Source organism: Flavobacterium sp. GQ95, from assembly GCF_059758655.1.
The window spans coordinates 473,368-497,793 of record NZ_JCAXEB010000001.1 but is presented as its reverse complement, the minus strand read 5'-3'; the positions used below and the strand labels follow the sequence as shown (position 1 = coordinate 497,793).

The 24,426-nt window shown below is 34.3% G+C and carries 24 protein-coding genes and 1 riboswitch; of the genes, 5 read left to right on the top strand and 19 right to left on the bottom strand.

Annotated features, from left to right (window positions below; all coding sequences use genetic code 11):
* Positions 1-28 precede the first annotated feature (28 nt).
* The 3 genes from AC6CH4_RS02175 (at position 29) to AC6CH4_RS02165 (ending at position 1,998) form a co-directional block, all read left to right on the top strand.
* Positions 29-400 carry a DUF3127 domain-containing protein gene (locus AC6CH4_RS02175; protein WP_056190401.1) on the top strand — a complete coding sequence of 124 codons (372 nt, stop codon included), beginning with the start codon at positions 29-31 and terminating at the stop codon, positions 398-400.
* Between the two features lie 163 nt (positions 401-563).
* Entirely contained in the window at positions 564-1,202 is a 639-nt protein-coding gene (gene aat / locus AC6CH4_RS02170) for a leucyl/phenylalanyl-tRNA--protein transferase (protein WP_498099757.1), read from the top strand.
* Position 1,203: 1 nt separating this feature from the next.
* Positions 1,204-1,998, top strand: coding sequence for an MOSC domain-containing protein (locus AC6CH4_RS02165; protein ID WP_498099755.1), 795 nt, complete (start codon positions 1,204-1,206; stop codon positions 1,996-1,998).
* On the opposite strand, the gene AC6CH4_RS02160 is transcribed toward AC6CH4_RS02165, so the two are convergent.
* The 12 genes from AC6CH4_RS02160 to AC6CH4_RS02105 all read right to left on the bottom strand — a co-directional run bounded on the left by AC6CH4_RS02160 (position 1,995) and on the right by AC6CH4_RS02105 (position 14,876).
* Positions 1,995-2,705, bottom strand: coding sequence for a HesA/MoeB/ThiF family protein (locus AC6CH4_RS02160; protein WP_498099753.1), 711 nt, complete (start codon positions 2,703-2,705; stop codon positions 1,995-1,997). The genes AC6CH4_RS02165 and AC6CH4_RS02160 overlap by 4 nt on opposite strands.
* A gap of 110 nt (positions 2,706-2,815) precedes the next feature.
* Positions 2,816-3,928, bottom strand: a complete 1,113-nt coding sequence (gene thiH / locus AC6CH4_RS02155; RefSeq protein ID WP_498099751.1) for a 2-iminoacetate synthase ThiH — start codon at positions 3,926-3,928, stop codon at positions 2,816-2,818.
* 136 nt (positions 3,929-4,064) lie between these two features.
* On the bottom strand, positions 4,065-4,835 hold the full coding sequence (locus AC6CH4_RS02150) for a thiazole synthase (RefSeq protein ID WP_498099749.1): 771 nt from the start codon (positions 4,833-4,835) through the stop codon (positions 4,065-4,067).
* Positions 4,822-5,460, bottom strand: a complete 639-nt coding sequence (locus AC6CH4_RS02145; protein WP_498099747.1) for a thiamine phosphate synthase — start codon at positions 5,458-5,460, stop codon at positions 4,822-4,824. The genes AC6CH4_RS02150 and AC6CH4_RS02145 overlap by 14 nt, the downstream gene beginning before the upstream one ends.
* A complete protein-coding gene (locus AC6CH4_RS02140; protein WP_498099745.1) occupies positions 5,450-6,205 on the bottom strand; it encodes a hydroxymethylpyrimidine/phosphomethylpyrimidine kinase in 756 nt (251 codons plus the stop codon). The genes AC6CH4_RS02145 and AC6CH4_RS02140 overlap by 11 nt, the downstream gene beginning before the upstream one ends.
* On the bottom strand, positions 6,172-6,762 hold the full coding sequence (locus tag AC6CH4_RS02135) for a thiamine phosphate synthase (RefSeq protein WP_498099743.1): 591 nt from the start codon (positions 6,760-6,762) through the stop codon (positions 6,172-6,174). Before AC6CH4_RS02135 ends, AC6CH4_RS02140 begins: the two co-directional genes overlap by 34 nt.
* 47 nt (positions 6,763-6,809) lie before the next feature.
* Complete coding sequence (thiC, locus tag AC6CH4_RS02130) at positions 6,810-8,633, bottom strand: phosphomethylpyrimidine synthase ThiC (protein WP_498099741.1); 1,824 nt, start codon at positions 8,631-8,633, stop codon at positions 6,810-6,812.
* A 125-nt stretch (positions 8,634-8,758) separates the two neighbouring features.
* Positions 8,759-8,965, bottom strand: coding sequence for a sulfur carrier protein ThiS (gene thiS, locus AC6CH4_RS02125; protein WP_026983746.1), 207 nt, complete (start codon positions 8,963-8,965; stop codon positions 8,759-8,761).
* A gap of 63 nt (positions 8,966-9,028) precedes the next feature.
* Positions 9,029-9,126: riboswitch (TPP riboswitch) on the bottom strand.
* 89 nt (positions 9,127-9,215) lie between these two features.
* Positions 9,216-9,785, bottom strand: coding sequence for a DNA-3-methyladenine glycosylase I (locus tag AC6CH4_RS02120; protein WP_498099739.1), 570 nt, complete (start codon positions 9,783-9,785; stop codon positions 9,216-9,218).
* The gene (locus AC6CH4_RS02115; protein ID WP_498099737.1) at positions 9,785-10,459 is read right to left on the bottom strand and encodes a hypothetical protein; all 675 of its coding nucleotides are present in this window, start codon (positions 10,457-10,459) and stop codon (positions 9,785-9,787) included. Before AC6CH4_RS02115 ends, AC6CH4_RS02120 begins: the two co-directional genes overlap by 1 nt.
* Positions 10,460-10,470: 11 nt before the next feature.
* Entirely contained in the window at positions 10,471-11,136 is a 666-nt protein-coding gene (locus AC6CH4_RS02110; protein WP_498099735.1) for a queuosine precursor transporter, read from the bottom strand.
* Positions 11,137-11,195: 59 nt separating this feature from the next.
* Positions 11,196-14,876, bottom strand: coding sequence for a TraB/GumN family protein (locus tag AC6CH4_RS02105; protein ID WP_498099733.1), 3,681 nt, complete (start codon positions 14,874-14,876; stop codon positions 11,196-11,198).
* A 244-nt stretch (positions 14,877-15,120) separates the two neighbouring features.
* Here AC6CH4_RS02105 and AC6CH4_RS02100 point away from each other — a divergent pair, with 244 nt between their 5' ends.
* The gene (locus tag AC6CH4_RS02100) at positions 15,121-17,241 is read left to right on the top strand and encodes a M3 family metallopeptidase (protein WP_498099731.1); all 2,121 of its coding nucleotides are present in this window, start codon (positions 15,121-15,123) and stop codon (positions 17,239-17,241) included.
* Between the two features lie 112 nt (positions 17,242-17,353).
* On the opposite strand, the gene tsf is transcribed toward AC6CH4_RS02100, so the two are convergent.
* The 6 genes from tsf to AC6CH4_RS02070 form a co-directional block, all read right to left on the bottom strand.
* A complete protein-coding gene (gene tsf, locus AC6CH4_RS02095; RefSeq protein WP_498099729.1) occupies positions 17,354-18,316 on the bottom strand; it encodes a translation elongation factor Ts in 963 nt (320 codons plus the stop codon).
* A 136-nt stretch (positions 18,317-18,452) separates the two neighbouring features.
* Positions 18,453-19,256 (bottom strand): 30S ribosomal protein S2, encoded by an 804-nt coding sequence (rpsB, locus tag AC6CH4_RS02090; protein WP_498099727.1) that lies wholly within the window; start codon positions 19,254-19,256, stop codon positions 18,453-18,455.
* Positions 19,257-19,429: 173 nt separating this feature from the next.
* Positions 19,430-19,816: a 30S ribosomal protein S9 gene (rpsI, locus tag AC6CH4_RS02085; protein WP_007808909.1), complete on the bottom strand. Its 387-nt coding sequence runs from the start codon at positions 19,814-19,816 to the stop codon at positions 19,430-19,432.
* Positions 19,816-20,271 (bottom strand): 50S ribosomal protein L13, encoded by a 456-nt coding sequence (rplM, locus tag AC6CH4_RS02080; RefSeq protein ID WP_026983738.1) that lies wholly within the window; start codon positions 20,269-20,271, stop codon positions 19,816-19,818. Before rplM ends, rpsI begins: the two co-directional genes overlap by 1 nt.
* Before the next feature lie 194 nt (positions 20,272-20,465).
* Entirely contained in the window at positions 20,466-21,278 is an 813-nt protein-coding gene (locus tag AC6CH4_RS02075; RefSeq protein ID WP_498099725.1) for a ferritin-like domain-containing protein, read from the bottom strand.
* Positions 21,279-21,304: 26 nt separating this feature from the next.
* Complete coding sequence (locus tag AC6CH4_RS02070; RefSeq protein WP_192186025.1) at positions 21,305-22,051, bottom strand: ferritin-like domain-containing protein; 747 nt, start codon at positions 22,049-22,051, stop codon at positions 21,305-21,307.
* A 192-nt stretch (positions 22,052-22,243) separates the two neighbouring features.
* Between AC6CH4_RS02070 and AC6CH4_RS02065 the strand changes: the two genes are divergently transcribed.
* A complete protein-coding gene (locus AC6CH4_RS02065) occupies positions 22,244-23,269 on the top strand; it encodes a LacI family DNA-binding transcriptional regulator (protein ID WP_056190436.1) in 1,026 nt (341 codons plus the stop codon).
* Between the two features lie 41 nt (positions 23,270-23,310).
* Here the strand turns inward: AC6CH4_RS02065 and AC6CH4_RS02060 are convergent, their stop codons facing one another.
* The gene (locus AC6CH4_RS02060; protein WP_498099723.1) at positions 23,311-24,321 is read right to left on the bottom strand and encodes a hypothetical protein; all 1,011 of its coding nucleotides are present in this window, start codon (positions 24,319-24,321) and stop codon (positions 23,311-23,313) included.
* Positions 24,322-24,426 lie beyond the last annotated feature (105 nt).

Here is a 24,426-nt window from a genome sequence, read left to right as displayed (position 1 = left end):
ATAGAAACAATAATTAATATAGACGAAGATGGAAGTTACAGGAAAAGTAAAAGTGGTTAATCCAGAGCAACAAGTTAGTGCTGCATTCAAAAAAAGAGAGTTGGTTGTTACTACAGATGAGCAATATCCTCAACATATTTTGATTGAATTTACTCAGGATAAATGCGATTTGTTAAGCAGCTACAAACAAGGTGAAGCTGTAAAAGTTTCTATCAATTTAAGAGGAAGAGAATGGGTTAATCCACAAGGAGAAACTAGATATTTTAATAGTATTCAAGGTTGGAGAATCGAAAGATTAGCTCCGGAAGGGCCTGGTCAAACGCCACCAATGCCTGCTGCAGAAACTTTTGCTCCGGCAACAAACTTAAACGAAGACGAACCAGACGATTTGCCTTTCTAATAAGTTTAAATTCCAAAAAATTTAAATTCCAAATTCCAAATCATTCTGTGTATTGGGATTTGGAATTTTTTATATCCTATTAGATCTTTGTCAAAGTTTTAAACTTTGACAAGATTTTCTAAGCGTTTGGAATTTGGAATTTAAAAATTGATTATTTTAAAAGATGTATTATTTATTTGATGATATAGTTTTTCCTCCCGTTTCAGAAGCTGATGAAGAAGGCATTCTGGCAATTGGCGGTGATTTAAATCCAGAAAGATTAAAGCTGGCTTACAAAAGCGGAATTTTCCCTTGGTTTAATGAAGGAGAACCTATTTTATGGTGGTCACCGGATCCCAGAATGGTTTTGTTTTTGGATGAATTAATTGTGTCCAAAAGCATGCGTAATATCTTGAATAGAAATCAGTTTAAAGTTACCTTTAATCAAAATTTTGAAGATGTAATTTCGAATTGTCAAAAGATAAAACGAGACGGTCAGGACGGAACCTGGATTTCAAACGAAATGATCGAAGCCTATTGTAAACTTCACGCTCAGGGAATTGCAAAATCGGTTGAGGTTTGGCAGAGTGAGGTTTTGGTTGGGGGGTTGTACGGAATTGATTTGGGCGATATTTTTTGTGGAGAAAGTATGTTTTCAAAAATTTCTAATGCTTCAAAAGTTGCTTTTATCGCTTTGGTAAATAAATTAGAAAAAGAAAATTATAAGCTATTGGATTGTCAGGTTTATAATCCACATTTAGAGAGTTTAGGCTGTCGCGAAATTGATCGTGATGAATTTATATCTATTTTAAAAAGTAAGTAAAATGAGTGCAATTCACGTTGTAAAAGAAATTTATATCTATCCGATAAAAAGTTTAGCTGGAATTAGCTGTCAAAATGCTAAAGCTGAAGAAATGGGCTTTGAAAATGATCGTCGTTGGATGTTGATGGATGCCGAAAATCAAATGATAACGCAAAGAGAATATCCTATCATGAGTCAGTTTTATCCGCAAATTTCAGATGGAAAAATCAGCATTACTTTTCAGGATCAAAAACATGAATTTTCTACAACGGAACATTTAGATAATCCAATCCAAGTAAATGTCTGGGATGATAAAAGCGAAGTTGTTGAGGTAAATCAGACAACTTCAAAATGGTTCAGCGAACAATTGGGTTTTGAATGCAAATTGGTTAAAATAATTAAAAATGGAGATCGCAAACATGAAAGTTCCCGACTAAAAGAAACTTTCAATGTAAGTCTTGCTGATGGATACCCGTATTTGTTAATCGGCACAGAAAGTCTGGATTTTTTGAATGATAAATTAGCAGAAAAAATTACCATAAAAAGATTTCGTCCGAACATTGTAATCAGTACTCAAAAAGAACATGAAGAAGACAATCTTGATACCTTCAAAATTGGAGAAGTTCAATTTAAAAATGTAAAGCCTTGTGGAAGATGTATTATGGTAAATAATGATCCGCAAAAAGGTATCGTTAAAAAAGAACCTTTGAAAACTTTAAGCAAGTATAGAAATGTAAATAACTCCGTTTTATTCGGAACTAATATTGTTAGTTTGAATTCAGGAGTTATCAGCGTAGGTGATAAAATTGTTTTTTAAAAATTCAGCTTTGTAAAACTCCAATTCAAGGTATTAAAAAGTACCAGTTCATTTTTTAAAGTTGGTAATTCTAAAATTAATTTGAGGGTTTCGTGCGCCATCATCGTTCCGATAATTCCTGGCAAAGTTCCTAAAACGCCATTCAAATTACAATTTGGAACCTCTTTTGGATCTGGCATCACAGGAAATAAATCGCGCAGGTTTTTACTACCATTATGATTAAAAACAGCAACCTGACCTTCAAATTTTAAGATACTTCCATAGACCAAAGGTTTTTGAAATTGAACACAAGTATCGTTTACCAAATAACGTGTGGTAAAATTATCAGACCCATCAACAATAACATCATATTGCTGAAGGATTGTTGCTGCGTTTTCAGTTGTCAATTTCATATTAATAGCTTCAACCTCAATTAACGGATTCAATTTAGAAACGACTTCTTTGGCGACAAGTGCCTTTTCTTTCCCAATTTCATTTTCAGTATATAAAATCTGTCGATGTAAGTTGTGAATCTCAATGGTATCAAAATCCATAATTCCAATAAAACCAACTCCGGCCGTTGCAATATATTGTAAAATAGGACAGCCCAAGCCACCAGCACCTATTACCAATACTTTTGCTTTTTTTAGTTTTTCCTGACCTTCATCGCCAATTTCAGGAAGAATGGTTTGTCGGTTATAACGTAGAAATTCTTGTATAATGCTCATTTGAGAGTTAAATGTTATGTGTTAGAAGTTGTCTGGTTGAGTAGAGTCGAAACATCTGATTGTCGATTTTAGATCGAGGTTGGAATTTGGAATTTAAAGTTTGGAATTTTTTAATGATAACTCCTGTCCCAATCCTTCCAGACCGGTTCGTAACCTGATTTTTTTATGATTTCTGCTATTTCTTTTGCAGATCTTTCGTCGCTGATTTCGAATTGTTCCAAAGATTGTGGATCAACGACATAGCCTCCCGGATTAGTTTTAGAACCGGCACTCATGCTGGTTACACCAATCGGAATAATATTGTTTCTGAATCTTTCATTTTCACGAGTCGAAATGGAGATTTCCAGATCTTCGTTCCATAAACGATAAGCACAAATAAGTTGTGTTAGATCTTTATCATCCATAATAAAATTGGGTTCGATAATGCCTTCAGCCGGACGCAATCTCGGAAAGGAAACAGAATATTTCGTCTGCCAATATTTCTTTTGCAAATAATCTAAATGCAGCGCGTTGAAAAAACTGTCGGTTCTCCAATCTTCCAAACCTAATAAAACGCCTAAACCAATTTTATGAATTCCGGCAGTTCCAATTCGATCGGGAGTTTCCAGTCGATAATCAAAATTTGACTTTTTCCCTTTCGTATGATACTTTTTGTAAACTTCCTGATGATAGGTTTCCTGATACACCAAAACGGAATAAACACCAGCTTCATGCAGACGTCCATAATCTTCAGTAGAAAGGGGCTGCACTTCGACAGAAATAATCGAAAACTGTTCTCTTATTAAAGCAATGGCATTCAGGAAATAATTAATGTTTACGGTGTAATTTGCTTCTCCGGTAACCAATAAAACATGGTCAAAGCCAACTTTTTTTAATGCTTGAACTTCGAGTTTAATCTCAGCATCTGTAAGTGTTTTTCGTTTGATTTTATTATCTAAACTGAAACCGCAATAGGTGCAAATGTTCTGGCATTCGTTGCTTAAATATAGCGGTGCATACATTTGAATTGTTTTTCCGAAACGTTTCTTGGTGATTTCATGACATTGCTGTGCCATTTGCTCCAGATAGTTTTGGGCAACAGGAGAAATCAAAACTAAAAAATCATCGAGAGTTCTTTTTGTTTTTGCCAGCGCACGTTCGACCTCCTGAGAAGTTGTCTGGTATATTTTAGATTGAATGGAATCCCAATTGTAATTGTCAAAAACGGATTTAAATGTTTTCATTGGATTGTGTTTTTCTTAACCGCAAAGTTCGCGAGGTTTTTACGCAAGGTTCGCAAAGCTTTACGACTGTTTCCAATAAACACAAAACCATTGCAAACCTTGCGTAAATCTTAGCGTCCTTTGCGGTTAAATAATTTTACTCATATAAAAATGATGTCAAAGGACTAGAAGCAACAGCATAATTTTGCTGATTTGCAATTTTAGCTTCAAAAGCTTTTCGGCCTGCAATAACGGCTTCTCTAAAAGCTTGGGCCATTAATTTTGGATTTCCGGCTACGGCAATGGCAGTATTAACCAAAACAGCATCGGCCCCAATTTCCATTGCTTTTGCAGCGTCAGATGGAGCGCCAATTCCGGCATCAATAATTACAGGCACATTACTTTGTTCGATAATAATCTCTAAAAAATCAATAGTCTTTAAGCCTTTGTTACTTCCAATTGGAGAACCTAACGGCATTACTGCCGTCGTTCCTGCATTTTCCAGATGTTTACACAAAACAGGATCTGCATGAATGTACGGTAACACAAAAAATCCAAGTTTGGCCAATTCCTCTGTTGCTTTTAAAGTCTCAATCGGGTCGGGCATTAAATATTTTGGATCGGGATGAATTTCAAGTTTTACCCAATTTGTTTCGAGTGCTTCTCTTGCTAATTGAGCTGCAAAAACAGCTTCTTTAGCATTTCTGGCTCCTGAAGTATTGGGCAATAAATTGATATTTGGATGTTTTAAATGTGACAAAATAACATCGGTATCAGTCTCAAGATCGATACGTTTTAAGGCCACTGTTACCAATTCACTTTCTGATGCCAAGATCGCTTCTTCCATTTGGATATTAGAACCAAACTTTCCTGTTCCCAAAAACAAACGGGATCTAAAGCTTTTATCACCAATATTAAACACTGACATTTGCATATAATTTTTCATTGAGTTGTTGAATTAATTTTTCTTTTTGATCACTTTTCGTAATCATTCCAGAAACAGCTATTCCGTGAATTCCGGTTTCCATTAACAGACCTATATCGTTGAATGTGATTCCGCCAATAGCATAAACAGGAGTTTCTATTTTGCTATTTTTCATTTTTTGAAGAATAGTATGGTAGCCAGACAAACCTAAAATTGGGCTTAGTTTTTCTTTTGTATCGGTAAAACGAAAAGGCCCTAATCCGATGTAATCACAACCATTTTTCACATGATTCTCAATATCTTCAAAGGTGTTGGCTGTTCCTCCAATAATTTTGGTATTTCCCAGAATCGCTCTTGCCTCGGCAATATTCATATCGGTTAAACCTAAATGCACACCATCTGCAGCGATTTGCTGTGCCAGATATAAATTGTCATTTACAATAAAATTGGCGAGATATTCTTCGCATAAAAATTTTACCGCTTCCGCTAAAGCAAAAGTGTCTTTGGCCGTTTGATTTTTGAAGCGCATTTGTATCCAATCGCATCCTGCATCTAAGGCGTGATGAATATTATACAATTGCTCTTCGATTATTTTTCCTTGCGAAATGTATTGTAGTTTATTGTACATAGTGATATCCAATTAAAGTTGATGTTGAATTCAGGTATTTTTCTATGTAGGTTTTAGCATTTTTACAAGCTTCTTGCAAAGTTTGATCTAATGCCAGATTTGCGGCGATTGCTGCTGATAAAACACAGCCTGAACCATGTTTTTCAAAGCATTTTTTTTCTGATGGAGCTAACTCAATAATTTCATTTTTTAAGAACAAACGATCAGTACCAATTGCTGATTCGTTATGTCCTCCTTTTAGTAAAATGTTGGTTGGGATTTCATTTTGGAGCCAAAGTTTGTTTGGGACAAAACCAGAAAATAAAATTTCAATTTCGTTGTAATTAGGCGTAATTAAATCAATTTTTGAGAGCACTTTATTAAGATCGGAATCTTCTTCAATGTTCAAAAATTCGAATTTGGTCGTGGATTTTAAAACCGGGTCCCAAACAATTTTAGTTGCTGGAGACAACAATTTTATCGTCGAAAGAATTCGGTTTAAATAGTGCAGACTTGGCATAATACCGATTTTTACCGTTTTGATTTTATAACTTAGAAATAGCGTTTCGATCGAACGGATTACGAAACTCAAGTTGATCCATTGAATTTCATAAAAGCCGTTTTCTGTCTGAATTGTATTTGCCGTTACAACAGCAAAACCTGTCACCTGATGTTGTTCGAATGTTTTAACATCTGCCAAAACACCCGCGCCACCAGAAGGATCAAATCCTGCTATGCTAAGTACGAATGGGCGATTTGCTGACATAATTTAAATTGTTTTACCGGGTTTTCACTATTCCAGATGCTGCCTAAAAGCGCGACATCATCAAAACCTTTTTCAAGTGTTTTTTTGATGTTTTCGCGATCAATTCCGCCTAAAGCGATAACTTTTGTCTTAAAATTTGTTCTTGATTTTAAAGCTTCAAAAAGATCTTTTTCGGGCTTGTAATTTTCCTTTGAAATACTTTTAAAGACAGGGCTTAAAAAAGAATAGTCGAAGTCTTTTTCTAAAGAATTAAAATCTTCAATGGAATGCGTTGATGTCGAACAAATCTTTCCGGGAATAGTTCTTAATGTTCTATCTTTTCTATCTTTTTCAGAAAAATGAATTCGGTTAATTCCAAAGCCTTCTGCCAATTGATGATGACTGTGTAAAATCAAATTAGATCTGAATTCTACTTTTATCTGATTAATAAATTGCCTCATTTCAGGTTCAGAAAAATCAGGTTTGCGAATATGAAGCAAAGACAATCCTTCCTCAAATAAAGAATCAATAATACTGATTTCGCCAGAAATTGCAGAAGGATTAGTAATCACAATCATATCTTTACTCTTGATTCTATTCTCTTTATTCTTGACTCTATTTTCTACTAGATGTAAATCTCTTTCCCTTGTTCAATAAACTCCTCTGATTTCTCCTGCATTCCTTTTTCTGCTGCAGCGACATCTCTAATTTCTTGAGATATTTTCATAGAGCAGAATTTTGGGCCACACATCGAGCAGAAATGAGCCACTTTAGCGCCATCAGCAGGAAGCGTTTCATCATGGAATTCTCTGGCAGTATCAGGATCAAGAGATAAATTAAATTGATCTTCCCAACGGAATTCAAAACGGGCTTTACTCAAGGCATTATCACGATATTGTGCTCCCGGATGACCTTTGGCCAAATCTGCAGCGTGTGCTGAAATTTTATAAGTGATTACACCATCTTTTACATCTTTTTTGTTCGGTAAACCAAGATGTTCTTTTGGAGTTACATAACACAGCATTGCACAGCCGTACCAGCCAATCATGGCAGCCCCAATTGCTGAAGTAATATGGTCGTAACCCGGTGCAATATCAGTTGTTAGAGGTCCAAGAGTGTAAAAAGGAGCTTCGTTGCAATGTTCCAATTGCTTGTCCATGTTTTCTTTAATCATGTGCATTGGCACGTGACCCGGGCCTTCAATAAAAACCTGAACATCATGTTTCCATGCGATTTTGGTTAATTCTCCAAGCGTTTCTAATTCGGCGAATTGTGCAGCGTCGTTAGCGTCAGCAATCGAACCCGGACGTAAACCATCTCCTAAAGAAAAGGCGACATCATATTGTTTCATGATTTCGCAGATTTCCTCAAAATGGGTGTATAAGAAGTTTTCTTTATGATGAAACAAACACCATTTTGCCATGATCGATCCGCCACGCGAAACGATTCCGGTAACACGATCAGCCGTTAAATGAATGTAGCGAAGCAAAACTCCGGCGTGAATTGTGAAATACGAAACGCCTTGTTCTGCCTGTTCGATTAAAGTATCGCGGAAAACTTCCCAGGTTAAATCTTCGGCAATTCCTTTTACTTTTTCCAAAGCCTGATAAATAGGAACCGTACCAATCGGAACCGGTGAATTACGAATAATCCATTCTCTGGTTTCGTGAATATTTTTTCCTGTTGACAAATCCATAATGGTGTCAGCTCCCCAGCGACAAGCCCAAACTGCTTTTTCAACTTCTTCCTCAATACTCGAAGTCACAGCGCTATTACCAATATTGGCGTTTATTTTGACTAAAAAATTACGACCAACGATCATTGGTTCGCTTTCAGGGTGATTAATGTTGTTTGGAATAATGGCTCTTCCGCAGGCAACTTCAGATCGAACGAATTCAGGAGTGATTTTGCTTTTTGGCGTATTTGCCCCAAAACTATGCCCGGCATGTTGACATTGCATTGCTTTGGTTTGCTCGTTTAAAAGTTCGATACGTTGGTTTTCACGAATCGCAATATATTCCATTTCAGGAGTTATGATTCCTTGTTTGGCGTAATACAATTGCGTTACGTTTGCACCTTTTTTGGCACGTTTTGGCTGATGTAAATATTCAAATCGAAGATGATTTAAGCTTTCGTCTTTCAAACGGGTTTGTCCGTAATCAGAAGTTATTTCATTTAAAATTTCAACATCATTTCGATCCAGAATCCAGCTCTCCCGTAAGCGTGGAAGCCCTTTCCTAATGTCTATTTCGATGTTCGGATCTGTATAAGCACCTGATGTATCATAAACCGTTACAGGTGGATTTTTCTCAATTCTGCCATTTGAAAGTTTGGTGTCGCTTAAAATGACTTCGCGCATCGCCACTTTTATGGGATGAATTTCGCCATTGACATAAACTTTTTTTGAATTCGGAAAAGGTGTTCTGGAAATTTGTTCTTCTGTTGTCATAAGGAAAGAAGTTATGAGTTATAAGTTATGAGTTATTGTAGAGGCGCACAGCAGTGCGTCTACGTCCTATAAGAAATTGGAAATTGGAATTTATTTTTTGGAATTTATCCCGATAGCTATCGGGACTATCCTCCCTGAGTAGCAGAAATAATCAGAATTTCGTCAGTTTCTTGTACGAGATGTTGGTTCCAATTGATTCTTGGAACAACGGTGTTGTTAATGGCAACGGCAATTCCGTTTTGTTTGTTGGGAATTTCGAGATCGAGCAATGATTGAACGCTTAGCGATTCAGCATTGAATTTTTTGATTTGTTGGTTGATTTTTAGTTCCATTCCTTTTTGAATTAGTATAGTTATACTTTAGGAATGGCTACAAAAACGCATAAAAATGCGCGCAGAAGTCATCTTACTTTTCCCTACGCTAGTATGAACTAGATCAGGTTCAGAGGGTAAAATCTCAGCCTGCTTATTAGCAGACACCCCTAAAGTGTGAAGCAAATATATGTAATTTTTGTTTAAAAGTTTCAAGTTTCAGGTTTCAGGTTGTGAAAATCTGAAAACTGAGAGTGAAAACTGCGACTGTTTACTTAGCTCTTTTCCAGCAATCTTCGGCGTGATCATTGACCATTCCGGTGGCTTGCATGTGTGCGTAAATTACGGTTGAACCAACAAATTTAAAACCTCTTTTTTTTAAATCTTTACTGATTTCGTCAGAAAGGGGAGTAGTGGCCGGAGCATCTTTTGACGTTTTGAGATTGTTTATGATTGGTTTTCCATTGGTATATTTCCAAATAAAATCAGAAAAACTGCCAAACTCTTTCTGTACTTTCATAAAAGCCTGTGCGTTAGAAACGGCCGCCTTAATTTTCAGTTTATTACGGATGATTCCGGTATTTTGCATTAATTCTTCGATTTTATCGTCAGAATAATGCGCTATTTTTTTATAATCGAAATGATCAAAAGCGTTTCTAAAATTCTCTCTTTTGTTTAAAATAGTAATCCAGCTTAAACCGGCCTGAAAGGTTTCCAAAATCAAAAATTCGAATAAAGTAGGGTCATCATAAACAGGAACGCCCCATTCTTCGTCGTGGTACTTTTTATATAAATCACTGGAAGTGCACCAGCTGCATCGAATTAAATTTTCGTTTTCCATTATTTACCAATTTGCCAATGATACCCTTTTACGCTTGGTATATAAGCGGAGTGGCCTATAATTATTAAATCATTATAAACTTTTCTATTGTATTTAATGCCAATTGCTTTGCCAGACATAAACATTTTATTGGCCTGAAATCTAATTTTCATTTTACCATCTTCAAGTTCGGCATCGGATACTTTTTCTACAAGCCAGGTTGAACGCCATTTTACAGCTAATTCGTCATGTGCGGTTCTGGTAACACTTTTGACCAGTTTAACGGCTTCCTCAGGAATTTTAAAATTTTGTGTCAGATCTTTTTGACTCATGGTTTGGCCAATTTTAGTCCCGGACAGGATTTTCCGTAGGTTAACGAAATTCATAAAGTTTTCGCTTTTTTCCTTTTTTGTAGTAGTTTCAGGTTTTTCTGCTGTGGTTTTTGCAATTGGAGTTTCTGCTGTAACAATGGATTTACTAACAGTAAAAACCGTTTTTTTAGTAATGGGTGAATTGGTGTCACTATCTTTCGCAACTACTATTTTAGAAGAAATGGGGTCGAGTGATTTTTGAGGAACAGGTTTTAAAGAACTAACAGGATATACTTTTTTATTTGGTTGCTTTTTTTCATCGTTGCCACAGCTATAAAAGAAACAGCTTATTGAAAATAGTAATATAACATTAGTTTTTTTCATAACAATAAATCTTAATCCTTATGAGAAGAAATATCTTCTTCCAAATATTTTTTAATCAAATGATGTCCTGCGTAAATTAATGGTGTCAATACAATAGCGGTACACAATTTAAACGTGTATCCAATCAAAGCTGAGGAAAGAAACGTGTCGAAGTCGATTTTCCCCGGTAGCCAAAACGCTATTCCAAGTACAATAAACGAATCAAATAATTGCGAAACAACGGTTGACCCTGTTGTTCGTAACCATATTTTTCTTTCGCCTGTTCGTCTTTTAAAAAACCAAAATATCCATACATCAATTAATTGAGATACCATAAAAGCAATTAAACTACCCACAATAATCCACATACTTTGTCCAAAAACTGCCTGAAATTGTTCGTCATTTACGGGACTTATTCCTTTTGCTGCCGGAATTACAATGGCCATAAATAAAATTAAAAAGGCATATGCAATTAAACAAGCCGTGATAAAAGAGAGTTTTTTAACTCCTTTTTCTCCAAAATATTCATTTATTAAATCGGTTGTCAGGAAAACCACTGGCCATGGTAAAATACCAATACTCATTACAAACGGTCCAATCTGAATTAACTTTCCTCCAATAAGCTCTGCGACAACTGCATTTGTTATAAAAATTCCCGCCAGAATTACAAAGACAATTTCTTTTTTGGTTTTGAACATAAATACGTACTATAAAATCTGATAATTCAAAGTTAACTATTTTTATGCTGAAAATTGATTTAATATTCTACACCAAGTGATAACTCGTCTTCTTCCTTTTCTTTTTCAAAACTCGCTCTGATATGATCTCCATTCAAAGTCTCATTGATAATAAGAGCATATGTTTTCTCCGGATCCTCTTCAATACTTATTGTTTTTATTGGAGCGATAGTGTAGGCCAAAGGATTTATTTTTTTGTTTTCGTTTAAAAAAGCAATGGTATATAATTGTTTTTTGACCGATTTTGTTTCGTCATTTTTTCTTTGAATTTGGTAAAAGTAAAATGAAATTTCATGATTGTCCTTTTCTACAATTTGTTTTTTTAATAAAGTTATAGAATCCTTTTTAGCCAGATTTTGAAAATTTAAGGCTGCCGATTTTGCAATCTCATCATCTGTAAAATGGATCAGGTCTTTTTTGTTTTGATTCAATAACAAATTGATTGTTACAAATTGAGTTTTAGGATCGTTTAAAAAACTTTCAATTTCAGATGTATTTAGCATGTTATGTGTAACTCCTAATCGGGCTAATTCTATATTTAATTCCGGAATATCGAGGCTTTTTATTTTTTTTAATACTTCCTTTACAGCATTGTCATCGGTATAATTATAGATTAAATTGGTGTAATTTATCAAATCTGTCAATGATCTAGATGATTCAGAATAAAAAGTTATTTCGTCTTCTGTTGTTGCAGCTTCTTGTGTAGCTTTGTTTTTTTCATTCCAGCTTGCTACTCTTTTGTATTCAAGTTTTGTGTTGGTAAGGATTATTTTTTTAAATGCTTTTAGTTTTTTAACCGAAATCAATTTTTGCTCTAATAATGAATTACAAAAGCTGATGATTGGTTTGTTGTATTCTTTGATACTGTAATATTGAAAAATTTCAGGAAACAGTTCTTTACTGTTTTCCGGATCTCTTTCAAACGTATAAAACAGGCTTCCAATTTCATATTGTAAATCTGAAATTGGTAAATCGTACTCTAATAACTCATTGATTTTTTTGTACGCTGCTTTTGATTTTTGGTACGAAATACTTTTTAAGATACTAATTTGTACATCTGTTTTAGTCGATTCTTTTTTATAATAATTCTCCAGATACGGAATTACTCGTTGATCATCAATTTTACCAATTTTTTCCAGTAATGAAGTTACAGCATCGGTTTCACTTTCTTTAAAATTAAAAGTATTGATGAAATTGGTAATGGCTTCAAAATCATTTTTCGTAATATCCAGATTGTCAATTGTGTTTAAAGCCGAATAACGAATGGTGTCTTTTTCGCTTTTTGCATCTTCTATAAAAAGTTTGACTTTGTCTTCAGCTGTATCCGTTTTGATGTTCTCAACAAGATCTAATGAGTTAAAGGCTTTCTCTATAAAAGGATCGTCATTTTTGTAGTTTTTCTCAACCAGAGTATTCAGTAAATAATAAGCATTGTTTTTGTAAAGAACTTTGTATTTAATGGACTGGGTAGCGTTTGGTTTAGAAATGAGTGCATTAATTGTATAACTATTTTGTTCTTTGTCAAAAGTGGTGCTTTCGGATAAAAACTCATAATTATCTTTTTTGTCAGCAAGAATTTCATCCCAAAGTGATCTTGAAAATCCTTTTTTAAGGAACAATTCCGAACTTAATAAAGAAGTTGCAGTTTCATAACTTTCATCTTCGGCTTCAAAATAATTTTGTTGAGGATCTTCATCGTATTGGTTTAAAAAATCTTTTTTAAGCATACGTTGAACAGAATCAATAGATAATGTTCGCTCGTATTTTGGGAATTTATGATAAGTCAATTTAATTTTCCTGCCCGTTTCAGAATTAAATGCCTGATACTGATTTACAACTTTAAAAGCATTTTTTGCCTCGCGTTGGTTTTTGTTTAATTTTAAAAATAGATTTTCGTTTTCCTTTTCCGGAATTTCTATTTTATAGTTTGCGATTGAGTCTATTAAAATTTTTGATTTAGATTTATAATCAAACGGAGTTAATAAAAATGAATTAAAAAAGCGATTGGTGTTTGCTTCCGACGCATTTACAGAACCCAACATATAATATTTGTTTCCGGAAATAACAGTTTTTAATTTGATATTTCGGTCACCAATTTTAGAGGATGAAACAAAAGAATTTTCGATTTTGTTATATTGGGTAGCAGTCGAATCCTGATTTTGTTGCAGATAAAATTGATAGTGAATTTGTTTTTGTTCGTATTGAGAATTTTCAAGGAAACTCGTATCATTCAACGTTTTTTCTCTTAAAAAATAATATGCTTTTTCCTGATTATCATAGGCCTGAATGTCAATATTCGTTCCTTTTTCGGCACTGTTTCCAAAAACAAAATTATACGAAGGAACTTCTGCTTCAAAACCACCTTTCAAAGGTTTGATCTTTTCCCATTCGTTTTTAAAAGGTTTTATTTTAATATTTTCAAAAACTTCATTTTCATATTGTCGAACATAATTCGCAGGTCCTGTCATCGAAATAGAAATGATTTCTAAAGGTGTAATATAAAATTTAGAATGCTGGGCGTTTCCTGTTTTTGTAATGTTTTTTATGTCATAACTGGCATAATTCGCTTGTTCAGAATATTTTTTTTCAATAATATCTCCGGGGATTTTTTCAAAAAACAAACTATCTAATGATTTTGGATTATAAGTATTATTGACGGCTTTAAGAAAATAATTTAGCGGAATTCTTTTTATGGTAATTGCACCTCCATTCGTGAAATCCGGCGAGCCCATGCTTTCGTTTTCTTCGATAGTGGTTTTGTATAATGGCAATTGTACCATTTTATCTTTGGTCTGCGAAACAGTAAAATTAGGATTTGGAAAATAAGCTTCAATAGTTTTCTTCTGATTTTTTCCGTTTTCAGTAAAAGTGTCAATTATAGGCTTTACGGTATATCCTTTTTTTCTTAAAAGTTCGATTATACCATCGTTACCTGCTAAATGCGCTGCTCCAACTGCTGAAAACAAACTTCCTGTTTTAGCAATAGAATCAATGCTTTTGGTCATGATTTTGTTGCGATTAACAATAAGGGCATTGTGCGCTTTTTTAGAAAATAGTAGTTTATAAACTGAGTCAAGCATAATAATATCCTTCTCTCTGTAATATTCTTTTAGAACCTCCTGAGGATTTCTGTTTTTTAAGATTTTTACTAAAGCAAGTTTGTTCTCTTCCTTTGGTTTTGCGTCCTCATCAATAATTTGCAATATCGATAGCATGGATTCTTTGGCATCTTCCAGACCAACAATTTTCTTTTTGTATTTTTTCCCGGTTTGAAAAATAAACATGTCCAAAACCGTATCTTCTTGAAAATCTGCCTGATCTCCTTCTGCTCCGGATAACATGTTTCTGAAATATTTGGAATTGTCATTAATAAAAATGGTCTGAATATTCTCTTTTGTTGTTGGGAAGAGATAGAATTCAGTATAGAACTTTTTATAGGAATTAAAATCATTGTTCTTCATCAAATCATTCAAATCTCCCCATGTTTCAGGATTACTTTCGTTGGCCACAATATCTGAACCTAAAAGGTTTTTAAAGAACGAATCTGACAGATGAAAAGAAATTTTATCATTGACATGCATCGTGCCGTACAAGTAAGAGTTTTTGGTTAAACCGTTGCCGGAGATTTCCCAAAATAAACTTTTGTTTTGTGCCTGAAGGACAGAAGTTATTAGTAATGAGATATAAAGTAGTTTTTTCAAGAGGGTTGGTTTAGTGGTTTTGCTAAACAAATATAAAATAGATTGTGGTCTTTTCGTTTATGAATATGGCTTTTTCTTTGTTTTTTATCAGGGATTTTCTTAAAAACCAAAAATGACTTTTGTGATGTGTGATGGTTTATGCAGTCAATCTTTTTTAAGGCAATTCAATTTGCTTTTGATTGGTAATTTTTAGGTACTTTTGGAATAAGAACAAGTTCTATTATTTAAAATCAAATTAATGAGAATGAAAAAATTAATGTCAATTTTTATCATGGGTACAACCTTTTTTGCAGCTACCGCACAAAACAATTCTGATAACCCGTTGCTTAAACCATGGACTGGTCCTTATGGAGGGGTTCCTGCTTTTAATGAGTATAAGGTGTCAGATTTTAAACCGGCAATCGAATTTGCTATTCAGGAAAAATTAAATGAAGTCGATGCTATTGCCAATAATCCAAAAGCGCCAACTTTTGATAATACGATTGTAGCTTTAGAGCTTTCTGGTAAAACAATGTCCAGAATTTCGACATCTTACGGAATTTACAGATCTACTTTAAGTACCCCGGAATTTAATGCTATTGACAGAGAGATGTCACCAAAATTTTCTGCGTTTTCTGATAAAATCAATCAAAACAAAAAGTTATTTACCAGAATAGAAACGCTTTATAATTCGAAGGAAAGTAAAAAGCTTACCGGTGAGCAACAGCGTTTAATTTGGTTGTATTATACTAATTTTGTTCGTCAGGGTGCTAAGCTAAATGATGCAGACAAAGAAAAAGTGACTAAGATTAATCAGGAACTGGCAACGCTTTTTACTCGTTTCAGTCAGAATTTATTAGCAGAAGAACACAATCAATACCTGGCTTTAAAAACAGAAAGTGACTTTGATGGTTTACCATTAGAAGTAAAAAATGCTGCCATTGCAGAAGCAAAAGACAGAAAATTGGATGTTATGGGATGTATTGCCAATACTCGTTCCTCTATTGAACCATTTTTGACTTTCTCAACTCGCAGAGATTTAAGAGAAAAGGCATTTGATATTTTTGTGAAACGAGGAGATAACGGAAATGCAAATGATAACAACTCGACACTAGTTTCTATTTTAGAATTGCGTACTCAAAAGGCTAAATTACTTGGATATCCAACTTTTGCTCATTGGAGTTTATCTAATAAAATGGCAAAAGATCCTCAGAAGACATTAGATTTAATGATGTCAGTTTGGGAACCAGCTGTAGAAAAAGTTCATCAGGATGTAGCTGAAATGCAAAAAATTGTGGATGCTGAAGGCGGAAATTTCAAAATTCAACCTTGGGATTACCGTTTTTATGCTGAAAAAGTTAGAAAAGCAAAATATGATTTAGATCAAAATGAGGTTAAGCCTTATTTGCAATTAGAAAACTTACGTGAAGGTATGTTTTGGGTTGCAGGAGAATTATTTAACTTAAGTTTCAAACAAATTACAAATGTACCAGTATATCATCCGGATGTTCGTGTTTGGGAAGTAAGTAATAAAGTTACCGGAAAAGTAGTTGGATTATGGTATTTTGATCCTTATGCTCGTACAGGAAAACGTTCCGGAGCATGGATGAATGCTTATCGTGATCAACAAAAGTTAGGTGGAGATGTGCTTACTATCGTATCTAACAACTGTAATTTTATTAAAGGAACTGCAAACGAGCCGGTTTTAATCTCATGGACAGATGCAACAACTTTATTCCATGAATTTGGACATGCACTTCACGGATTGTGTTCAAATGTTACTTATCCAAGTTTAGCAGGAACAGCTGTAGCCAGAGATTATGTTGAGTTCCCTTCTCAATTGTTAGAGCACTGGTTGCCTACTCCTGAAGTATTGAACAAATTTGCTTTGCATTATAAAACAAATCAGCCGTTGCCACAGTCTTTAGTAGACCGAATTAAAAAAGCGGGTAACTTTAATGAAGGATTTTCTACTGTAGAAACCATTTCAAGTTCTTTAATTGATATGAAACTGCATTTAACAACAACACCTATTGATCCTCATAAATTCGAAAAAGAAACGTTAGACGCGCTTCATATGCCATCAGAAATTGTAATGCGTCACCGTATTCCACAGTTTGGACATATTTTCTCAAGTGATGGATACGCTGCCGGATATTACAGTTATTTATGGGCTGATGTAATCAATGCAGATGCCTGGGAAGCTTTTACAGAAGGAAAAGGACCTTATGATAAAGCAGTTGCAAAAAAACTATATGACAATGTTTTCAGTGTTGGAAATACGATTGATCAGGAAAAAGCATATGAAAACTTTAGAGGAAGAGCTCCTAAATCTGATGCTTTAATGCGTGCGAGAGATTTTCCAATTGTAGCGAAGAAAAAATAAGAAATCTTCAATAAATTATAGACGCATTTCGGTGCGTCTATAATATTTGAGATGAGACATAAAAAAAGCCCGAATAAATAAATATTCGGGCTTTTTATATTGAAATAATATATTAACCTAAAGTAACTCTTTTGAAACCTGTGATTTCAACGTTGTATCCTTTAACATAATCACCAACTTTTTTACTATCATCTTTAATGAAGTTTTGATCTAGTAAAGCTTTTTCCTGATCTAAAGTAGTGTTGTCAGAAATGAAACGTTGTACTTTTCCTGGAATAATTTTATCCCAAATTTGCTCTGGTTTACCTTCAGCTTTTAATTCAGCTTTAGCATCTTCTTCAGCTTGTTTGATAACTTCTTCAGTTAATTGAGAGTAAGAAATATATTTAGGAACATTTTTTAAAGTTTTTCCTAAACGTTTTGCCTCTTCATTATCCTTTTCGATTACAGCAATACGAGCAGCAAGTTCAGATTCAACGAAAGCAGGATCAAAATCTTTGTAAGATAATGTATCAGCTCCCATAGAAGCAACTTGCATAGAAACATCCTTAGTTAAAACGTCAGCGTTAGGAATTGCAGCAGAAATTGCAGTTAATGCAGCAATTTTGTTAACGTGAACATAAGATCCAACAAAAGCACCTTCTAAAATTTCGAAACCACCGATTTCGATTTTTTCTCCGATAACTCCAGTTTGCTCGATTAATTTTTCAGCAACAGTAATTCCGTTGAAATCTGAAGCTAAGAATTCTTCTTTACTAGAGAAGTTAATAGCTCTTTCTACTAATTCTTTAGCCAAAGTTACGAAAGCCTCATTTTTACCTACGAAATCAGTTTCGCAGTTTAAAGTGATGATAGCTCCTCTAGTATTGTCAGCATTGATAAAAGAAACAGCAGCTCCTTCAGAAGACTCACGGTCAGAACGGTTAGCAGCAACTTTTTGTCCTTTTTCTCTAAGGACTTGTATAGCTTTATCGAAATCTCCGTCAGCCTCAACTAAAGCTTTTTTACAGTCCATCATTCCGGCACCTGTAGTTTGTCTTAATTTATTTACGTCTGCAGCAGTAATTGTTGCCATAATATTTTGAATTTTAATGTTAAAAGTAAAAATTCCATCTTTTAAATCCCAAACTCCAATTTTAATAAATTATCAACATAACGTTTTTAATTATTCTTGGATTTTGGAATTTAAAATTTGGAATTTAAATGTTTATTTATTCTTCAGTTGCAGGTGCGGCAGCCTCAACAGCTGGAGCAGCTTCAACAGCCGGAGCAGCAACTTCAGTAGCTGGAGCTTCTTCTGTGAAAACTTCAGTTTCTTTGTCAGAACCTCTGTCAGAAAGACCGTCGATTACAGCAGCAGTAACTAAAGATAAAATTTTGTCAATTGATTTAGAAGCATCATCATTTGCAGGAATAACGTAATCAACCTCTCTTGGGTCAGAATTCGTATCAACCATTGCGAAAACTGGAATGTTTAATTTTTGTGCTTCTTTTATTGCGATGTGTTCAGCTTTGATATCTACTACGAACAATGCAGCTGGTAGTCTAGACATGTCAGCGATTGAACCTAAGTTTTTCTCTAATTTAGCACGTAGACGATCAACTTGCAAACGCTCTTTTTTAGATAACGTCATGAAAGTACCATCTTTCTTCATTTTATCAATAGAAGACATTTTTTTCACTGCCTTTCTGATAGTTACGAAGTTAGTTAGCATTCCACCAGGCCATCTTTCAGTGATGTAAGGCATGTTTGCAGCCTTTGCTTTTTCAGCAACGATGTCTTTAGCTTGTTTTTTGGTAGCTACGAATAAGATTTTTCTACCTGATGCAGCGATTTTTTTCAAAGCTTCATTAGCTTCTTCAATTTTTGCTGCAGTTTTATATAGATTGATAATGTGAATACCATTACGCTCCATATAAATGTAAGGGGCCATGTTTGGATCCCATTTTCTAGTCATGTGTCCAAAGTGAACACCTGCTTCTAGTAAGTCTTTTACTTCTATTTTGTTTGCCATTTTTGTACTAGTTTACGTTCTGTTGATTAGCAATGTATAAATGGCGGTTTCCCAGGCTTTATACATTTAGATGCTAAACTATTTCCTACCTCGATAGGAGAGCAACAACAACTGTGTTTTTTAATTTCAATAAATTGATCATGTCTTGTACCATATGCACAAGACAGGTAATATTAACGTTTAGAGAATTGGAATCTCTTACGAGCTTTCTTCTGACCGAATTTCTTACGCTCAACCATTCTTGGATCTCTTGTTAATAAACCTTCTGGTTTTAAGATAGCTCTGTTTTCAGCATTTACTTCACACATAACGCGTGCTAATGCCATTCTTACAGCTTCTGCCTGACCAGTTGAACCACCTCCGTAAACGTTTACTTTAACGTCAAAGTTGTTTACATTTTCTGTCATAGACATTGGTTGTAAAACTTTGTATTGTAAAGTTGCAGTTGGAAAGTAAGTTGCGAATTCTTTTTTGTTTACAGTGATTTTTCCTGTTCCTTCAGAAACATAAACACGTGCAACAGCGGTTTTTCTTCTACCGATTTTGTGAATAACTCCCATTACTTAAGATCGTTTAGGTTAACAGTTCTAGGTTTTTGAGCTCCGTGAGTATGCTCAGCACCTACAACAACATTTAGATTTCTAAAAAGTTCAGCTCCTAATTTGTTTTTAGGTAACATTCCTTTTACAGCTTTTTCTACTAATAATGCAGGATTTTTAGATTGCAATACTTTAGCAGTTAAAGTTCTTTGTCCTCCTGGGTAACCTGTATGACGCATGTAAATTTTGTCATTCATTTTTGTACCTGTAAGGTTAATTTTTTCTGAGTTGATAACAATTACGTTATCTCCACAGTCAACGTGTGGTGTGTAACTTGGTTTGTACTTACCTCTTAAGATCATCGCAACCTTTGAAGCAAGACGACCTAAGTTATGACCCTCAGCGTCTACAACGATCCACTCTTTCGTTACAGTGGCTTTGCTAGCTGAAATTGTCTTGTAGCTTAATGCGTCCATAATATTATTTTAATTAAACATTCCATCCCCAATAAAGGGGATGCAAAAGTACAATTAATTATTTTAAAACCAAATACCTGAAAAGAATATTTTATCTGTTGAAAATCAGGCCTTCAGTTTTTTATTTAAAAGAATAAAAAAAACCACCTTAACAATTACGCGAGGGTGGTTCCTTTTTCTTGAAATATTTTTTACTATACAATAAATATATTTGCGATATCTACAACTTGTTGTGTTGTAAGTGGCTCATCATAAGCTTCTGATCCCGCAGCTGCCCCAAATAAGCTGGCCGTATTATAACCTGCCTGCATGGTAACGCCTTCGCCATCATAAACTGCTTGTGTGGCTGCTGGCATTCCGGCGCCTCTTTCGGCGTTTGAGATCCAGCCTTTTAATCCTCGTAATCTTCGTACTTCTGAGGCGTGTCTCGCTTCAACAGAATGAATTTGCAATGCTGCAGTTAATAAATCCGGAGTTGAAATTAAATTAGCAGCCTGTCCTTTATAAGCTCTCACTCCTGTATCTTCAAAAGCTTGTGCCAATGCCAGAAAGGTCGGATAATCTCCAAAAGGATTAAATGCACCTCCCACAGTAAAATCAAAAGTAGGTTTTGGAACAAAATTAGCACTCATCGTTCCGCCCAGTCCTGCAATTAAAAATTTTACGTGGTCTGATTCGTGAGCAGCAATTTGTTGAAAAACTTTTCTATCACGTCCACCGTTTTCAGATGCCGGTATTACTCCCGAATCTAACGCCATAGCATAAAATTCATTTTCAAGATATTCTAAGGTCAATGCAAATTGCAAAGCTCCAATAGGAGTTGCAGGAGTTGCTGTGATGTCTTTTGCTAATGCTTTATTGGCCAAAGCCGATAATCCGAAGGGGATAGAAGCCATCGCTAGATTTTTTCCAATATTTCCAAACTGATTAAAACTGTCTCTTCTGGAACCAGTACTTCTCATTAAACTATCATCAGTAAAGGTTTCTATAAATTTTAAAATATTCATAATTTCTAAGTTTTAGTTGGTTAGGATTAAGGTAAATATTTGGCAGTAAATTTTGTGGTAATAAAACCTCCGGCAATGGGTAAAATTTTAGAAGGATCGCTGGCAACATCTAAACCTGTAGATGTATTTACAATATCATCTCCGGCAAAGTCACTAGAATTTGGGTTAATCAAACTTCTTATTGCTGAAGCATGTCTGGCTTCTACCGAAACAATTTTTCCGGCCAATAATAAATAGTCTGCACTTTTAATCAGTTTTCCCGCTCCGTTGTAGGCGGCAACTCCGGTATCTTCTAAAGCTTTTGCAGTTGCAAGAACTTCGGTACGGCTGTTGAAGTTTAGAGAACCGTAATTAAATGCCAAAGAAGGAAGTAATTGTGAGCTCGGATCAGGAAGCGCTCCGGTTAAAGCAGCTTTGAAAAAATCTCTGTGAATTACTTCATGATGATATAAATCAGTTAGAACTTGTTTTTCAATAGTATTAAAAGTCGAATTAAAATTTGAGGCATTTACAACTTTGGTATAAAAATCAGCTTCTAATTGTTCCAGGGCATAAGCATAAGTCAATACTCCAAAATCACCGGAGCCTAAATCAAACACACCATTTTTTATTCCGGGCAGGGTATTGTCCTGCATATTATCTTCATTATCATTATCGCTGCAGCCAGCTAAAACCAAACCTGCGCCAACTAATGTTAAGCCGCTTAGCTTTAGAAAGCTTCTTCTGTTATTCAGTGAAGGGTCAACTTCATGAATTTTAACTTCGTTTTTCATAATCAAGGTCTTTTAAAGGTTAATAACATATATTAAGGTATTAACGAGATTTAATGACCGCCGGTTTTGAAAAACGGACGTATTTTTAAATTTATTCTAAAAAGCCTTATAATTTTAAATACTGGTAGGTGTTTTTTGTTTTATTTTAGGTAATTCTACTATATTTGTATTAATTACATAAAATTTTAATAGATGAAAGCTAAAGCAACTCTAAAACAAATTGCGAAAGAACTTGGTGTTTCTGTATCTACGGTGTCTAAGGCATTAAATGATAGTCCGGAAATTAGTGAGCAAACCAAGGTGAAGATTAAGGAGTATGCCAAACTCAAAAATTATAAGCCAAATGTTATTGGTCTGAATCTGAAGAATCGTAAAACCAAAACAATAGGTGTAATTATACCTAATATATTAAACTCCTTTTTTGCAAAGGTTTTTAGTGGTATCGAAAAAGTAGCCGATAAAAAAGGATACAATGTAATTACCTGTATTTCGAACGAATCTTTAGAGAAAGAAATTCATACGCTTGAAATGTTGAGCAACGGTACAATTGACGGATTTATTCTATCGGTTTCTCAAGAAGCTCAGAAATTACAAGATTACAGTCATTTTTCTGCTATTATTAATGACGGAACTCCAATTGTAATGTTTGACCGAATTGCAGATGAAGTAGAATGTGACAAAGTTGTAGTTGATGATTTTGATTCAGCTTTAAATTCAACACAACATTTAATCAATTTGGGATGTAAAAATATCGCCTTAATTTCTTCGGTAGATAATTTAAGTGTTGGAAAATTAAGAGCTGATGGATATTTGAAAGCTTTAGCAGATAATAATATTCCGGTAAACGAAAAAATTATTCTTCGTACCGATTCGGAAGATGATATGAAGAGTAAAATTGATGCCATTTTTGACAATAAGATTGACGCCATTTTTGCTTTGGATGAAAATGATTCAGTTGCCGCTTTGAGAGTGAGTCTGAAAAAAGGTTATAAAGTTCCTGAAGATATTTCGATAATTGGTTTTGCCGACGGGATTTTAGCTTCAAGACGTTTATCGCCAAGTTTAACAACGGTTAGTCAGCACGGAATTGAAATTGGAGAAGTTGCTGCCAAAAAACTAATCGAAAGACTGGAAGAAGCTGAAGGAGAAACCTCAGATTACGAAACAATCGTAATTAAAACAAAATTGAAAGAACGAGAGTCTACAAGAAAGGCTTAAATTATAACAAAAAACCATTCGCCGCGGCGAATGGTTTTTTGTTATAATGAATAGGGGAATTTAGAATTTTTATACTTTTTTAATTTTTCAAAAGGTACTAAAAAAGATTCTTCACAAGATCTGTCTACTCTGGGAAAGTAAGGCGTAAATTCGATGCCTTTTTCAGTATAGTTCCAGGAAATAAAATCCCAATATTCTGTATTGGTATAATCGCAGGAATCATCTCCGTCTTTTGGTTTTACAAAATGCTCAATTGAAGTGATAACGGCAAGTAAATTTGGTGCAAAATAAGTCGATCGATATTTTGAAAAGCTTGAAAAATCACTTTGTTTCTCTGTTGTTGCACTTTTGTCAAAAGCAATGATATCATCGATTTCATAGTTTCTTCCGTTGTTCAGATCAATTAGAAAACCATTACTTCCAAAATCGGGATGAGCACCTCCACAGTCCCAGAATCTTGAAATTTCAAACCCTAATAAATTTTCATTTAAAAAGTTTATGGTCGAATTTCCTTCAATTCCTTTTCCTTCGCTATATTCAAAACCAGAAGCACAATTAAGTTGTGCTAATGTATTTTCAATGTGTATGTTTTCTAAAATAGGATTAATGAGAACTTTGTTTTTCTCTGAGAAATTATTTCCTAATCTAAAAAAAACCGAATTACAATGTTTCTCAGAATACCAGATAAATTCTTTGTGATTGTAGAGAGTAGTTTTTTCTTTTTTGAATTCCAAAAATTTACATTTCACAAGATTTAATTTCTCATCTGCATAATATGGGTCCAGGTTTGATTTGTAATTTGAAAAGTTGATAGGTTGTAATTGAACCTGAAGTTGTTTTCCATCAGCATTATACCAGGATCCTTCAAAGTGGTTATTAGCCACTTTCTTCAAATAAAATTTTTCAGTTATTACATTGTCCGGCTTAAAGAAGAAAGTATAAGTGTCGTTTTTTAAAGCAGCTTCTAACTTAATGTCTTTTAGCGAATTCTGATAAAAATAAGTGGCACTTAAGTTTGTTTCTTTCCCATCTTTATAAATCTCAATTTTCATATAGATTTTACTTTTTGCCAAAGTTCCTTCCAAATAAAAGGTTTCCTGACAAAAAGTAATTGTTGAATAAAATACAAAAAATAGAAAAAAAGTTTTCTTCATTAT